Here is a 14,253-nt window from a genome sequence, read left to right as displayed (position 1 = left end):
CTCCATTTCCCCTGGCTCTCATCCCGACGCTCACCAAGCACGGGTAGAGCGCGGGGCTTCCCGCCGAGAAGCTAAATTTGCTTCCCCTACCACGTTGAAGTCGTTTAAATCAAGCGCACTTGAACTCGGTTTTGCGTATCTAATTCGTTACCAATTCATTCCTCTTTCACGGAGAAGGTTTCTAACCGCCCCTGAATTGAAGCCGTAGGGGGTGCAATCCCCAGAGTATGCCACCCCTTAAACCCGCCTAAGAACCAGATAAGCGGTTGAGAATTTCTGGATTGTACAGTCGCAGATAATTCCAGTAGTTCTCAAACACATTAATCACGTAGCCTTTCGTTTCCGGGAAAGGAATCTGTTCGACGAACTCATCGGGATCCGTTAGGCCAAACTCATCCACCCACTCAGCCACCTTACCCGGACCGGCGTTGTAACTTGCCACCGCCAACATCGAGTTATTTTTGTACTGTCGGTGGGTAAAACTGAGAAACCAACTGCCGAGCCTGATATTGTCATTTGGATTATCCAGATCGTACTCCTTGAGACCGATACTATCCGCGACCCATTCCCCGGTTTCTGGCATCACCTGCATTAACCCCACCGCACCGACCACGGAACGAATTTTAGGCATAAAACGGGACTCTTGGCGAATTAATGCGGTCACGAGGAGTGGATTGAGTTCATTAGCGCGAGACCACTTGAGAATCGGATCGAGATAAGGGAAGGGATAAAGGGCTTCCCAGTAATGAGGTTTTTGCTCGATCGCCTTATATTCGGCTCGTTCTTCCGGGGTATCGCGCCATGCCAAACTCGAGACCATAAACAGAGCATCGAGATTATCCCCAACGCCGAGTCGGATCAAACCATCGGTAAACTGTTCGGCCACTGTGGGATCCATGCGATTGGTAAATTCCACTTGCCACAGACGCCAGGCATCTTGATCTTGAGCGAGTTGGTAAAGTTCTTTTAACTGTTCCGAACCGGCAGGAACTTCAACTCGTTCCGTTTGTCGCACCACTTCCGGGTTGAGATCGCGCACCGAGGTAAAGTCGCCCACATCCCAGCCGAGATGGACCGCCGAGCGCCAAGCATAGTACGAGTCGGTATCATTGTACAGCACGTCCTCAAACACAGCGCGGGCTTGTTTGTCTTGTTCCAGACGCTTTGCCCACAGGCCGGCCCAAAAGCCTGCTTCGGCAGCCAAATCGCTATCCGGGTTTTCCTCGCGCAGTTGTAAAGCCCATTTTTTTGCTTCTTCAAAATCCTTAATCGTGGCGCTTTGCTGGGCTAAGCTCCAGCGTAGTTTGGCCGCCGCCTCGGAATCGCTATACTCACTCAAGATGGCTTGACGCGCTTCTTCGGCAGAACTTTTGCTACCCAGTTCGTCGAGGAGTTCGGCGCGTTCGAAGAGAGCCTCGGGGGCGCGTTCGGGAAAGCGTTCGAGCACTTCCTCGATATAGGGAGCCGCTTCTTTCGGTTCCAGGAGTCGGATCAATCGCAACAGACCCAAGCCGGTTTGTTCGCTATCGGGAAAGTCGAAATTGAGACGTTTGTAGGCTGCGATCGCTCCTGTTTTATCCCCAGAAACCTGACGTCCCCGGGCCACACGGTAAGCGCTCTGAGCGGTCCAAGGCGCGCGGGCGTAGGCTTGAGCACCTTTGCCGTACTCTTGCTTTTCCCAATAGCCAAAGGCGATCGCTTCCCAGTTTTCCTGAGTGAGGCGCGATTCATGTTTCTCTATCAAGGTTTCCAAGTAAGACTGGTAATTTTCCAGGTAAATGCCATGTTTGGCGATCGGCAAGAGTAATTCCAAGTCGTCTGGGTTGTCTTTCAGGAGAGTTTGGGCAATTTCCACACTGCGCGGATGAGCGGGAAAACGAGCGATCGCTTCATCCCAATATTTTGGCTCGCTTTTGCCCAAGGCATATAACGCTTCCGCCGCCACGGGGGAGTCAGGATACTCATCGAGCAATGCTTGCCAGGTGTCGCGAGCTTTCTCGGGATTTCCCTTAACTTCGTAGGCGCGGGCCGTTGTCTTCAAAACGTAGGGAGCGAGAATAGAATAGTCGTTTTCCAGGTTTTCCAGCCACTGGAGGGCTTCATCTGCTTTCCCGGCTTCGAGCAAATCCTGAGCTAACAGATAACGAGCCTGAACGCGATCGGGTTTTTTGTCTCCTTTAGCAAGGCGTTTGAGTTCGGCTTCTCGTTCCTCGGGTTTGAGCAGTGCCAAAGGCTTCACTGCCGACTTGGATGCCATCAGCCCATCTATTTTCAGGACTTTCGGCGTTTGCTCGGCCAATTCGAGCCATGTTTTGATCGGCACTGCAGCACCGATTAACATGACAAACAGCGCGATTCCCACAGCTACAGAAACTTTATTGGATCTTTGCTTTTTCGTAAACATCACGTTTCCCCGTCCCAGACCAGCAACAGATTAATTGTAGTTTTTTTAATGTTTATTTGTCCGAGGAGCTAACAGCCCCACGCAGTTAGAGCGATCGCCCTCAAACAGGTCCGCGAAGATTCCTTCGTCCTACGATCGCCGACAGAGTACCCAGCGTAATTCTACTGGCGGAGTTTGGGCGAAAGGAAAAATATTGCGTCCCGTGGCCCAACCCGCAAACCAAGCGGTGGGGGGCCATGCCTCGGGAGGCAGATGCAGGCGTTCGTATTCATACACCGACTCATCGGAGATAATTTCCCAAGGCAAACCTGCCATTGCTTCGGCGAGTTCATCCCGCGTCATCAGATAGCTCCAGACCACTTCTGCCATTTGGCGCACTTGTTCGGGGGGGTGGTACCCTTCTACGGTTAGGAACGCATTAAACAACAGGAATCCGCCCGGTTGCACTGCGTTGCTCAGTTTTGTCAGCAGCTTGGAGACGCTATCGCGATCGCGGAAATGAGAAATCACTTCCGAAACCACGGCAAGTTTATAGGAACCGGGAGTTAATTTCAGTTTTGGATTGAGAATATTACCTTGGATAATCCGGACGGGCAACTGATGGGTTTGTGCCTCGGAAAACATTTTTTGCGCGAACACGGGGGTAAGTTCTACTGCATCCACCGGGTGGCCTTTTCTGGCCAAGGGAAAGGTATTGCGACCGGTGCCCGCACCCACATCCAGAATCGGCGATCGCGCTGGATCCCTCAGTGTGGCCGCCACATCGAGCAGTTTTGCATCGGCATGGCTGCCAAACAATGGGCCGGTGCGATGTTTGACCCAGCCATTGTATTTCTCCTCGAGGGAGGATATCTCCACCGTGGCGTTGACTTGCAGTCCACTGGTTAACCCCTGGGTGGGGGAGGGCGGACCGTATTTGAAGATTAAGCGGGCGTGGGGAGACGCTTGAAATCCTGCACTCAGTTTGCTGGCGAAGTTTTGCCGCAAAGCCTGAATTTCTTCTGGGGTGAGGTTTTGGCCCAGCGCGCTGAGAACCCCGAGTGCAAGTTGTATGTGTTCCTCGAGCATTTCGGGAATGCAGGGCATGACAATCTGTCCGGTGGCACCGGTCAGACTCTTAAACTTTTTCCGCAAAATTTGCTCTAAAACCGTGGGATCCCGGACAACCGGATCCGGCTTGGCGTCAGGCAGGGGGGTCTGTGCCGCAGGGAAATTGGCAGGAGTCTGCGGTGAAGGATAGGTAGGTTGCTCAAAGGCTTCCGAAACCAAGGCTCATTCTCCAATTCGTTCTAAGAATCCAGGGTATAGCAGTTTGGATGGGAATGAAGCGAGCGATCGCGCCACAAAGATTGGGGGCCAAAGGGGCGATCGCAAAAAAGCGGTTTAAGCGAGATGGAAACCCCCATCTTTTACCGATAGCAGATTACCATAGCATAACCCGCGATCGCCCGAGGCAGGAGGTGGCTGCTGGGGGAACTGAGGAAATGCAAAGATTGCGGATGTCCGCTAACCTGAGAAGAATGTCAATCTCGATCCATACTGATAGTGTTGCGATTTGTTACTCATTCAGGTAGAACGAGGAATGGAATTTAAAGGAACGGATACGCCCCGTTTGGAATGGTCTGGCGATGCCCTAGCGGTGGGTTTGTTTGAAGATGCGGTGGAAATCTCTGGAGAGTTGGCGAAGCTGGATGAAAAGCTCTCCGGCACCCTGAAGGAACTGATTGAGGAAGCCGAGTTTAAGGGCAAAGAAGGCAGCAGTGCGGTGACTCGGGTAGGGCCTGGCGCGATCCGCAAAATTATTGTGGTGGGTTTGGGTAAACCCGAGGCGCTGAAACTCGAGACTTTCAGACTGGCTGCTGCCGCCGCCGCCCGCTTGGCGAAGAAGGAAAAGTGCAAAATCCTCGCCATTGACCTACCTACTTACAATGATGCCCCGGATGCTACGGCAGAGGCGATTGTGGAAGGGGTTGAGTTAGCTTTGTTTAAGGATAATCGCTTTAAGTCCGAGCCGGAAGACACTGGACCTGGGGTCGAACGAGTGGAGTTGCTGGGTCTGGCGGGTCAGGAGGCGGCAATTTCTCGCGCTCAGCTCCTTTGTAGTGGGGTAAATTTGGCCCGGGAACTGGTGGCGGCCCCTGCGAATAGCGTGACGCCCCTAACGATGGCGGATATGGCGAAGGAGTTAGCTTCGCAATACGGTCTGGAATTGGAAATTCTGGAGAAGGAAGATTGCGAAAAACTCGGGATGGGCGCGTTTTTGGGGGTGGCGCAAGCGTCGAATATGCCGCCGAAGTTTATCCATATGACTTACAAGCCCCAGGGGACGCCCCGTCGGAAACTGGCGATCGTGGGTAAGGGTCTGACGTTTGACTCGGGGGGTCTGAATTTGAAACCCTCGGGTAGCGGCATCGAAACGATGAAGATGGATATGGGCGGATCGGCGACTGCGTTTGGGGCGGCTAAAGCGATCGCCCAATTGAAGCCGGATGTGGAGGTTCATTTCATCGCCGCCGTTACGGAAAATATGATCGGCGGTAATGCAATGCACCCGGGGGATATCCTGACGGCTTCTAATGGGAAAACGATTGAGGTGAATAATACGGATGCTGAAGGTCGCTTAACTCTCGCGGATGCTTTGGTATTTACGGAAAAGTTGGGGGTGGATGCGATTGTGGATCTCGCTACCCTCACTGGGGCTTGTGTGGTGGCCCTCGGTGATGATATTGCCGGCTTGTGGAGTCCGGATGATGCGATCGCTGATGAACTGTTGAAAGCTGCGGAAAGAGCCGGTGAAAAATTCTGGCGGATGCCTTTGGAAGAACCTTATTTTGAAGGATTGAAATCTCTGCACGCGGATATGAAAAACACCGGTCCTCGTGCGGGTGGCTCTATTACGGCGACCCTCTTCCTCAAGCAATTCGTTGAGAATACTCCTTGGATCCACTTAGATATTGCCGGACCGGTTTGGACCGATAAAGACAAAGGCTACAACAGTGCAGGTGCTACTGGCTTCGGGGTTCGCACTTTGGTTCGCTGGGCGTTAGTATAATTCTCTGGGAGAAAAAGCTGGGCGCGCCCAGCTTTTTCTCCGATTTTATATACCTTTCTCACTCAATCCCTTCAAACAAAGAAATGCGATCGCCATTCTCTCTCCCTTCCACCGAGAGGGGCGATCGCATTTCTATTTTACTGATTCATGCTTCAGCCAGTTGACAGTTCGCTCTTTTTATTTCTCCTTTCCCTGGCCGATCGCCCTTCAGGAGACAGGCGATCGGATCGGGGTTTTCCCTTTCATATTCTACCTTAAGGGGTACGATGCAAATCAGTTTTTCCTTCTGGAGAAAGGCGACAGGTTTCCCTCAAGTCTTATTACTTAAGCAAGGAGGAATATCAGCGATATCAACCGTTGCCAATTTGGCAGAACAAGCCGGGACTAACTGCCTATCGTTTGAGTTTTATCCCGATAAAAACCTTCCAGCCCATTTTGGCAAATGGTTTGAAAAGAGCCAATTTCTCCCCCACCGCAAACCCCTCACAAATATACCGTGAGCGATCGCCTTGGCTTCCAGGGACGATGGCAGTTTGCCCATCCCCAGCGCTTTTCCCCTGCCCGATGTGGAGGAGCTGCTCCCGGCAGTAAAATCAGCGTGGGGGGAAGTGCGGCAGAAAACTCCCCCATCTGCTTGGCGCTGAATCTTGTCACACAGGAGACATTTTTATCGACCATTAGATGAATATTTTGCATTTCTCTACCGAGAGAGGGATGGATGCGATTGTCCTCTTTCTACTGGTATTAATTTATAAAAAATCAGATAATTTTTTTTGAAGAAAATTTAAAGTTGCGAGAAAATCCGTAAAAACACTGGGCAAATTTCCAAAAGTATGTAAAAGTGAACGAAAGGCAATCCAATTGCCTGCAAAATTACGGATATAAAGTAATTGTTTACACCATTTCCCACACCGTAGAAGATCCATTCACTTTGCCCTGTGGGAAAGCCACCTCACCCTCGAATAATCGGAACATTGCCGGAGCTATGGCTTCGGGACGGACTGTGAATCGAGGGGGAAATAGACTGAGAGGCTAGCTCGCAATCTCTAACAGAGCGTGGGATACATAATTAGGCAAACAAGTGCTTTCAATCTCTAAATTTAATGCCAAATAAAAGTTGTTATCAGGGAATGCAAATGAAATTCATCAAAACAGTATGGGGTTTAACACTGGTTGGGTTTATGCTGCCCGGGATCGCCCCGGCACAGGCAGGCTCGCCGAACGATGGGAGGGCACTTCAGCCTTCCCAAGATCGGCTCAAGCTCGTGGATAAACGCAAGAATGCCCTGACCCGGGGGATTAACCTCAGCCATTGGTTTGCCCAACACGACCACTATCATCCGACTCATATGGAAAACTTCATCACCGATGAAGACTTCGATCGCATCGAGGAGTTAGGATTCCAACACGTGCGGCTGCCCGTGGATCCAGAACTGCTCCTAGATGAGAGCAATCCAGAAACCCTCGATGGCCCATATCTCGAATATTTAGATGGGGCGCTCGATGAGTTGCACGATCGCAACATCAGCGCGATCGTGGATCTGCAAGCGCAAGACAGCATGAAAGACCGACTGGTAAACGATGATGCCTTTGTGGATACCTATACCCAATTTGCGGGGGCACTCGCCGAACACCTCAGTCCCCGGGATCCGAATAAGTTGTTTCTGGAAGGACTCAACGAGCCATCCTTCAACTTTTTTGCGCCAGAAGATGTAGATCCCGTGAAACGCTGGGATTGGGTACAGAAGCAAATGCTCGAGGAAATGCGAGCCGGCGCGCCCAATCATACCTTGATTGCTACCACCTATGATTGGAGCGGAATTGATAGTTTAGAAACCCTGACTCCCGTAGAAGATCCGAATGTGGTGTATAACTTTCACTTCTACGAACCCATGAGCGTCACCCATCAGGGAGCGGATTGGATCGATGATGAATTTGCCGAGATCGCCAATTTACCCTATCCTTTCAATCGCGCCGAGTGCGACGCAGTAATCGACAGCCTCAGCGAGGGCAACGCCTTGGAACGAGCGCAACGGTATTGCGATGGCGAGTGGGACGCACAGATAATTGACGCGCGAATTGCCAAAGCTGCCGATTGGGCAACGAAACACGACGTGCGGCTGACTGCCAATGAATTTGGGGTATATCGTAATTTTATCGACCCTGAAGACCGCGCTCGCTGGATCGGCGATACGCGCTCGGCCCTGGAAAAATACGATATTGGATGGGCAATGTGGGATTATACCGGCGGATTCGGTGTAATGGATAAAACCGAAGATGGAGAACGGATCGTGAACCAGGCGATCGTGGAAGCGTTAGGATTGCCTGGGTTAGACGAAGAGATGGAAACCGAGGCACCCGCTCCTACAGAGAAAGCCACAGAAAACCCGGAACCAGAGCAACCCGCTACTACAGATAAAACTACAGAGGATAGGAAAAATCAAGACCCAGTTGAGGAACTGGAGTTCAACCCGGTGGTTGCCAAGGTAGAAAATAACGATACTGAGGAGAAAACCGAGTCCGGTGAGACATCAGAGGGAGAAAGAACCACCCCTCAAGAGCCGACGATAAATGCGAACGTCATTCCCCCAGGGTTCTCGAAGGCAGAGGAAAGGGAGACGCCGCGCAAGGTACCCGAACCTTCTGCGATCGCTTCCTTAGCTTTTTTCGCGGTGGGGACTGGGGCGCTCAAACGGCAGCACGATCGACGCTGTTAAACTTGACCTGAAGGGAAGGCGATCGCCACCGAATTTGCCAGAAGGTGACAACGCTTACCAGGGGATAGCGCAGGGCTGGTGCGAGAAAAAAGACAAAAAAAGGGAGTGGCGATCGCCCACCCCCAATTTTGGGACCACTAGGGTGAAAAACCACCACCCTATTGCCTAGAGATTACGCCAACACAATATAATCCGAATCGATCGCGGCCATTCGTTCGGCATCCACCAAAGCCTGATACACCATCGCGGCAACTTCGGCGCGGGTGGCTTCGCGAGTGGGTTCGAGATTTTCTTTCTGCGGATAGCTGACGATCAAGCTCTTGCTGGTTGCGGTGGCCACTTCATCCTTGGCATACTCGGGAATGGTCGCACTATCGGTAAACCGGGCCAAGTCGGTGGCATCGCCACCGGACAAGCCGAGTCCGTTCACCAGAGAAACCAGAACCTGAGCGCGCTGGATATTCTCGTTCGGCTTAAAGGTATTGTCGGGATAACCGGAAACAAACCCGCCCTTGTATGCCGTTTGCACCGCCACATAGCCCCAGAAATCTTCTGGCAAGTCGCTGAAGGTTGCCGCTTCGCGTGTGGCTTCTGGGTTGAACGCTTTCGTCAGTAAAGCGGCGTACTCGGCGCGAGTCATGTTAGCATCCGGCTTAAAGGTGCCATCGGGATGACCGCTAATCAGCCCTTCATTGTATAGCGAAACCACGAATTTCTCGGCCCAGTGACCGGCCAAGTCGCTGAAGGGGGAGTTAGAAGTGTCTTCCGCGACCACAATGTTGGGGGAATCCACAGCGATCGCCTCTCCCATCGCCACCAAGGCTTGATAGATCGACCCTGCCACTTCAGCGCGGCTGATCTCGCGCATCGGGTTGAGTTCGTCCAGGTTCGGATAGTTGACCACCATACCTTGTTGCGTAGCGGTAGCCACTTCATCGGTGGCATAGCTCGGGATTTGGGCGCGATCGCTGTAATACCCTAAACTTGCCACATCGCCGCCACTCAGTTGCAGCCCATTCACCAAGGACACCAACGCCTGCACGCGGGTTAGTTTATCGTTAGGACGGAAGGTACCATCGGGGAAGCCGGCAATAAAGCCCATGCGGTTCGCCTTGATAATCGCATCCGTGGCCCAGAAATCTGCCGCCACATCGGAAAACTCAGTGGCTTCGCGCACATACGCCTTGTCGAACGCTTTGGCAATAATCGCCGCATATTGAGCGCGAGTCAGGGAATCATCCGGCTTAAACGTACCATCGGGGAAACCGCTGATGAATCCTTTATCCACCATTGCGTTAATAAAGGAAGCACCCCAGTGATCCGCCACGTCAGTGAGTTCGGTGGGCTGTTCCGGAGTTTCGTCCGGAGTTTCGTCCGGCGTTTCGTCCGGAGTTTCGTCCGGCGTTTCGTCCGGCGTTTCGTCCGGCGTCGGAGTGGGAACCTCACTGGTGAGAAACTCCACTTCCCCTTTCACCTTCGTGGGGGACAGTTCATTTCCCACACTGATAATTTTCTTGGAACTGGCATTTTGCAGGTCGTACCGACCGTTGTCGCGCACGATATTTTCTGCCGGATCTTCGCTGCTGCCCATATCCGGGAGGGCGTTTTGCGTCACCACAATGCCATCGGACTCATTTTTTTCGATGATATTTTTGCGAAGTACCGGTCGCGCTTCCTCGGTAATCACGACGCCAGAGCGGTTCTCGAAGATTTTGTTTTCGATCGCCAAGGGTGCGGATTGCTTGCCCAGGTTGAGGGCATAGCCGGTTTTTTGAAAGACATTGCCCCGGATTTCGCCTTTCGCTGTGGCCACAAAGGAGACACCATTACCGGCGTTTTGGAAGAAGACGTTATTCACAATCATCGGTTTGGCGCTACCGCTGGCGAAGATGCCTTCGCGGGCCGAATTGGCCAGGGTGCTGTTGGCGATCGTGGCGGTGGTTGAATCGATCCACACGCCGGTGCCGCCCACTTGGCGGTTGGTGACGGTGACGCCGCGCAGTTCGGAACCTTCTTCCATATAGACGGTCATGTTTTGGCCGGCCCATACGGGAATAATTTTCTTTCCGCCGCCTTCGATCGCGATTTTTTCGCCTTTGCTGGCTTCGTCACCAACAAGTTTGACGCCTGCTGGGATAACCAGGGGAAACTGCTCGCCCGAACCTGCGTTATAATTGCCGGCAGAAAGTTTGATGGTGGTGCCGGATGTTGCTTTTTTCAGTGCTTCGGTCAGGGTTTTTAAGGGAGCCGTCTGGCTACCGGCAGCAGAATTGTCACCACTGGTTGGATTGACGTAAAGTGTAGCCATAATTGAAGTGTGTTTGAAGGTTTGCTAGAATTCAAAGCGGCGATTTGAGAGGATGTTTTTTGGATTGCCAAGGCATTGGATGAAGGGTGGTAGATGTGATGGCGATAGAAGTACCCGATAAAACCGCTCCCCACCTGTTGCCAAAATGCGCGATCGCGAGCTTTGTTTTTTAAACATCCTCATTTGCCGCATTTGTTTACACTCTACGTGCTAGAATCGGGGGGTTTGGGAGGCAAACGGTCACAAGTGAAATTGGCACAAAATTTGCGATCGCTGTTGCGCGTGAAAGATGCACTGCGTTACTCTCTAGGCATTCAATTCTAGGCAGATGAACAGTGGTGACACTCATCCGATTGTCACCAGAAGGGGGTATCCTGAATAAGATGCGAACCGTTTTCGTGGGGTGAAAGCAGCATGATTGAAGTGGAGCATTTGAGCAAAACCTATGGTTCGACCCCAGCAATTGAAGATGTCACCTTTACGGTAGAACCCGGGGAAATTCTCGGGTTTTTGGGGCCAAATGGGGCGGGGAAAACTACCACCATGCGAATTTTAGCCGGATACCTCCCCGCGAATCGCGGGACGGCGAAGATTGCCGGCTATGAGGTGCATGAAAATTCCCTCGCAGTACGACAGCGAATCGGCTATTTACCCGAGACGCCCCCGCTTTATCCGGAGATGACCGTGGAGGGATTCTTGCATTTCGTGGCGCGTTTGAAGCTGGTCAGTCCGGGCGATCGCGCCGCACAAGTGGATCGGGCGATCGAACGGTGCAATCTGAAGGAAAAACGCCATGTCTTGATTCGCAAACTCTCGAAGGGGTTTCGTCAGCGGGTGGGCCTGGCCCAAGCCCTGGTCCACGATCCGCCGGTGATTATTTTAGATGAACCCACCGTGGGTCTCGATCCGCGCCAAATTATCGACGTGCGGAATTTAATCAAGCGTCTCGCCGGAGACCATACCATTATTTTGTCCACCCATATTTTGCCCGAGGTGAGCATGACCTGTACTCGGGTGGCGATTATTAATGGCGGTCAAGTGGTGGCGACCGGTTCCCCGGAGGATTTGACGAGTCAACTCACCGGCGGATCCGCTTATGAATTGGAAGGGGCGCGGGACGAACAACCGGATACGGATCCGTTAATCGCGGCGTTATCCGCTTTGCCCAATTTGCGATCGGTGGAATTGCTGCGCGATGACAAGCTTCCGTCTCATCGATATAAGATCCGCGCGATCGCCGAACCGGGAACGGAACCCGGACCGGATATTGTCGGCGCTTTTGTCTCCACCGGGTTTTCTTTGCACGAAATGCGGCGAACTCGGGCAAATCTCGAGGATCTGTTCTTGCAACTAACCACGGAAGAACATCACCCGGCGTTACCCACACAGGAGGTGGCCTGGGACTCAGAGGGCGCTGAGTTACACTCTACCCCAGAACCCGTATTAGAGGCAGAAGAAATCTCGGAAGACGATCGGGCACACACTGCTGAAGGAGACGAATAAATGGGCATTATTTTCGCCAATGTGATGGCCATCTACCGCAAGGAATTACAGAGTTATTTTGTATCGCCACTGGCGTATGCGATCGCTGGCGTTTTTTGGCTGATTGCTGGCATTTTCTTGGTGGCGATGCTCCTCGGCCCTGAGGGCATCATTCAACAAGTGGCCATGATGGATGTGCAAGGACAACAAATGAATATCCCCATTCCCGCTATCGATGTTGCCTATCAATTCCTGCAAAATTTTTTGGCAATCATGGGCAATCTGTCTTTATTTGTGTTGCCGATTTTGTCGATGGGATTGTATGCCGAAGAACGCAAGCGCGGCACGTTGGAATTGCTGGCCACTTCGCCGATTACGAACTGGGCAGTGGCTACGGGGAAATTGTTGGGAGTGGTCACGTTTTTTATCGCGATGGTGTTGCCGTTATTGGCGTTAGAAGCCATTGCGTTAACTGCTTCCAATCCTCCCCTACCGCTTACCGTGCCCTTGCTCGGACATTTGGGATTGATCTTGCTCGGGGCCGCCGTGCTGTCTCTGGGCATGTTCGTTTCTTCTTTAACCGATAGCACGATTTTATCGGCAGTTTTGACGTTTTCTTTGGTATTATTTCTCTGGATTATCGATGTGGTGGCCAATAATGTGGGCGGGGTTCTCGGCGATGCTTTGGAGCATTTATCGTTACTGAAACATTACAGCACTCTGATTCGGGGACAACTGGATCCGAGCAGTTTGATTTTATTTGCCAGTTATGTGGTTTTAGGCATCTTTCTCACCGCCCAGTCGATTGATGCTTTGCGCTTCCAACGGAGTTAGAAATTCAGAATGGGGGAGGAGTCGGGAAGAACAATCCCCTCCCCCGCCGTGAATTCTTAATCGTGCATTCTCTTATCGCTTCTATTTGCAGATGAAAAGCCTGGAAGAAAAAACGCCAAAAACCTTGAAAAAATTGTTCAATTATGGTATATGGTTTGGCCTTGCCCTGACGATCGCCGGTTTCGTGGCGGGGTTCTTGTCGGGGTGGGATCCGATTTCGATTGGCGTGACGAGTGCCGGGGTTGCGATCGTCGGGTTGTGGCTTCTGTGGACGATCGCTACCCAGGAGGGAGTTTTCAACCCCCGTTCCGCCGAAGCGGGAACCAATGCGGCGATCGCCACTCTCTCGGCGATCGCGATTTTGGCGGCGATTAATTTTCTCGCCGTCACCTACACCGACCCCCTCGACCTCACGGAAAATCAACGCTTTAGCCTCGCCCCGCAAACTCAGCAGTTAGTGCGGAATTTGCCCAAACCGGTGAAGGTGGTGGTGTTCGATCGCACCCGCAATCCCGCCGATGTGGAATTACTGAAAAACTATCGCCGCCAAGCACCCCATCTGTTCGATTTTGAATATGTAGACCCGCAAAAACAACCCGCCCTGGCGCAACAGTTTGAAGTCAAAAGCTTTGGAGAAGTCTATTTGGCAAGTGCCGATGCAGAACGTCGCCAATTCGTCCAAGGAGCGAATCAAGGGGCGGGACTTTCGGAAGCCAAACTCACCAGCAGTTTGGAGCAGTTTACCAGCGATCGCACCTATCAAGTCTATTTTCTCCAAGGTCACGGGGAACGTCCTTTGGAAGAAGGTCGCGGGGCGATTTCCCAAGCGATCGCCACCTTAAACGAAACCAACTTCACCACCGAACCCCTAAACTTGGCCCGGGGTGCCGGTGTACCGGAAGATGCCTCGGTGGTGGTGGTAGCAGGTCCGCAACAACCCCTGTTTGAAGCGGAAGTCACCGCTTTGCAAGACTACCTCGATCGCGGCGGAAGTCTGTTGCTGATGCTCGATCCGGATACCAATCCCGGTTTGGATCCCCTCCTGGAAGCATGGGGCCTTCAATTGGACGACAGTATCGCGATCGATTCTTCCGGAAGTGGCGGATTACTCGGCTTAGGTCCGGCAACTCCATTAGTCACCAACTATGGCGATCACCCAATTGTCGAGGACTTTCGCGGCGGCTACTCCTTCTATCCCTTGGCCCGCCCCATTCAAACTCAAGCGGTAGAAGGCATCGAAAGCACCCCGTTATTACTCACCAGCGAGCAAAGTTGGGCGGAATCCACCCCCGAAAATGCAGAGTTGGAATTTAATCCGGAAAGCGATCGGGCCGGTCCTCTCACCTTGGGAGTCGCCCTCAACCGCACTCCCAGCAATCAGGAAGAACCCGCCGCCGAGGAAGAACCCGCCGCCGAGGAAGAACCCGCCGCCGAGGAAGAACCCGCCGCCGAGGAA

General features: G+C 52.5%; 9 protein-coding genes. 5 read left to right on the top strand and 4 right to left on the bottom strand.

Annotation, left to right across the window (positions count from 1 at the left end):
• Positions 1 to 247 precede the first annotated feature (247 nt).
• Positions 248 to 2,404: a lytic transglycosylase domain-containing protein gene (locus AC0QH1_RS17025; RefSeq protein WP_324632425.1), complete on the bottom strand. Its 2,157-nt coding sequence runs from the start codon at positions 2,402 to 2,404 to the stop codon at positions 248 to 250.
• A 129-nt stretch (positions 2,405 to 2,533) separates the two neighbouring features.
• A complete protein-coding gene (locus AC0QH1_RS17020; RefSeq protein ID WP_324632424.1) occupies positions 2,534 to 3,673 on the bottom strand; it encodes a class I SAM-dependent methyltransferase in 1,140 nt (379 codons plus the stop codon).
• 313 nt (positions 3,674 to 3,986) lie between these two features.
• Here AC0QH1_RS17020 and AC0QH1_RS17015 point away from each other — a divergent pair, with 313 nt between their 5' ends.
• Positions 3,987 to 5,456 carry a leucyl aminopeptidase gene (locus AC0QH1_RS17015; protein WP_324632423.1) on the top strand — a complete coding sequence of 490 codons (1,470 nt, stop codon included), beginning with the start codon at positions 3,987 to 3,989 and terminating at the stop codon, positions 5,454 to 5,456.
• 483 nt (positions 5,457 to 5,939) lie between these two features.
• Here the strand turns inward: AC0QH1_RS17015 and AC0QH1_RS17010 are convergent, their stop codons facing one another.
• Positions 5,940 to 6,152 carry a hypothetical protein gene (locus AC0QH1_RS17010; protein ID WP_324632422.1) on the bottom strand — a complete coding sequence of 71 codons (213 nt, stop codon included), beginning with the start codon at positions 6,150 to 6,152 and terminating at the stop codon, positions 5,940 to 5,942.
• Between the two features lie 440 nt (positions 6,153 to 6,592).
• Here AC0QH1_RS17010 and AC0QH1_RS17005 point away from each other — a divergent pair, with 440 nt between their 5' ends.
• A complete protein-coding gene (locus tag AC0QH1_RS17005; RefSeq protein WP_324632421.1) occupies positions 6,593 to 8,173 on the top strand; it encodes a glycoside hydrolase family 5 protein in 1,581 nt (526 codons plus the stop codon).
• 172 nt (positions 8,174 to 8,345) lie between these two features.
• Here AC0QH1_RS17005 and AC0QH1_RS17000 read toward each other — a convergent pair whose 3' ends face one another.
• The gene (locus AC0QH1_RS17000) at positions 8,346 to 10,481 is read right to left on the bottom strand and encodes an S-layer homology domain-containing protein (RefSeq protein WP_324632420.1); all 2,136 of its coding nucleotides are present in this window, start codon (positions 10,479 to 10,481) and stop codon (positions 8,346 to 8,348) included.
• 414 nt (positions 10,482 to 10,895) lie between these two features.
• Here AC0QH1_RS17000 and AC0QH1_RS16995 point away from each other — a divergent pair, with 414 nt between their 5' ends.
• The 3 genes from AC0QH1_RS16995 to AC0QH1_RS16985 form a co-directional block, all read left to right on the top strand.
• Positions 10,896 to 11,984, top strand: coding sequence for an ABC transporter ATP-binding protein (locus tag AC0QH1_RS16995; RefSeq protein ID WP_324632419.1), 1,089 nt, complete (start codon positions 10,896 to 10,898; stop codon positions 11,982 to 11,984).
• Complete coding sequence (locus tag AC0QH1_RS16990; protein ID WP_324632418.1) at positions 11,985 to 12,797, top strand: ABC transporter permease; 813 nt, start codon at positions 11,985 to 11,987, stop codon at positions 12,795 to 12,797. It begins immediately after the preceding gene.
• A gap of 91 nt (positions 12,798 to 12,888) precedes the next feature.
• A partial coding sequence (locus tag AC0QH1_RS16985) for a GldG family protein (RefSeq protein ID WP_324632417.1) occupies positions 12,889 to 14,253 on the top strand: 1,365 nt, incomplete at its 3' end.

This window comes from Phormidium sp. CCY1219 (genome assembly GCF_055795085.1).
The sequence above is the reverse complement of the archived record's forward strand: the minus strand, read 5'-3'. Positions and strand labels throughout refer to the sequence as shown.

Coding starts and splice junctions, on each gene's coding strand:
- AC0QH1_RS17005 (WP_324632421.1), top strand. CDS start 6,593: ATGAAATTCATCAAAACAGTATGGGGTTTAACACTGGTTGGGTTTATG.
- AC0QH1_RS17010 (WP_324632422.1), bottom strand. CDS start 6,152: ATGCAAAATATTCATCTAATGGTCGATAAAAATGTCTCCTGTGTGACA.
- AC0QH1_RS17025 (WP_324632425.1), bottom strand. CDS start 2,404: ATGTTTACGAAAAAGCAAAGATCCAATAAAGTTTCTGTAGCTGTGGGA.
- AC0QH1_RS16990 (WP_324632418.1), top strand. CDS start 11,985: ATGGGCATTATTTTCGCCAATGTGATGGCCATCTACCGCAAGGAATTA.
- AC0QH1_RS17000 (WP_324632420.1), bottom strand. CDS start 10,481: ATGGCTACACTTTACGTCAATCCAACCAGTGGTGACAATTCTGCTGCC.
- AC0QH1_RS17015 (WP_324632423.1), top strand. CDS start 3,987: ATGGAATTTAAAGGAACGGATACGCCCCGTTTGGAATGGTCTGGCGAT.
- AC0QH1_RS16995 (WP_324632419.1), top strand. CDS start 10,896: ATGATTGAAGTGGAGCATTTGAGCAAAACCTATGGTTCGACCCCAGCA.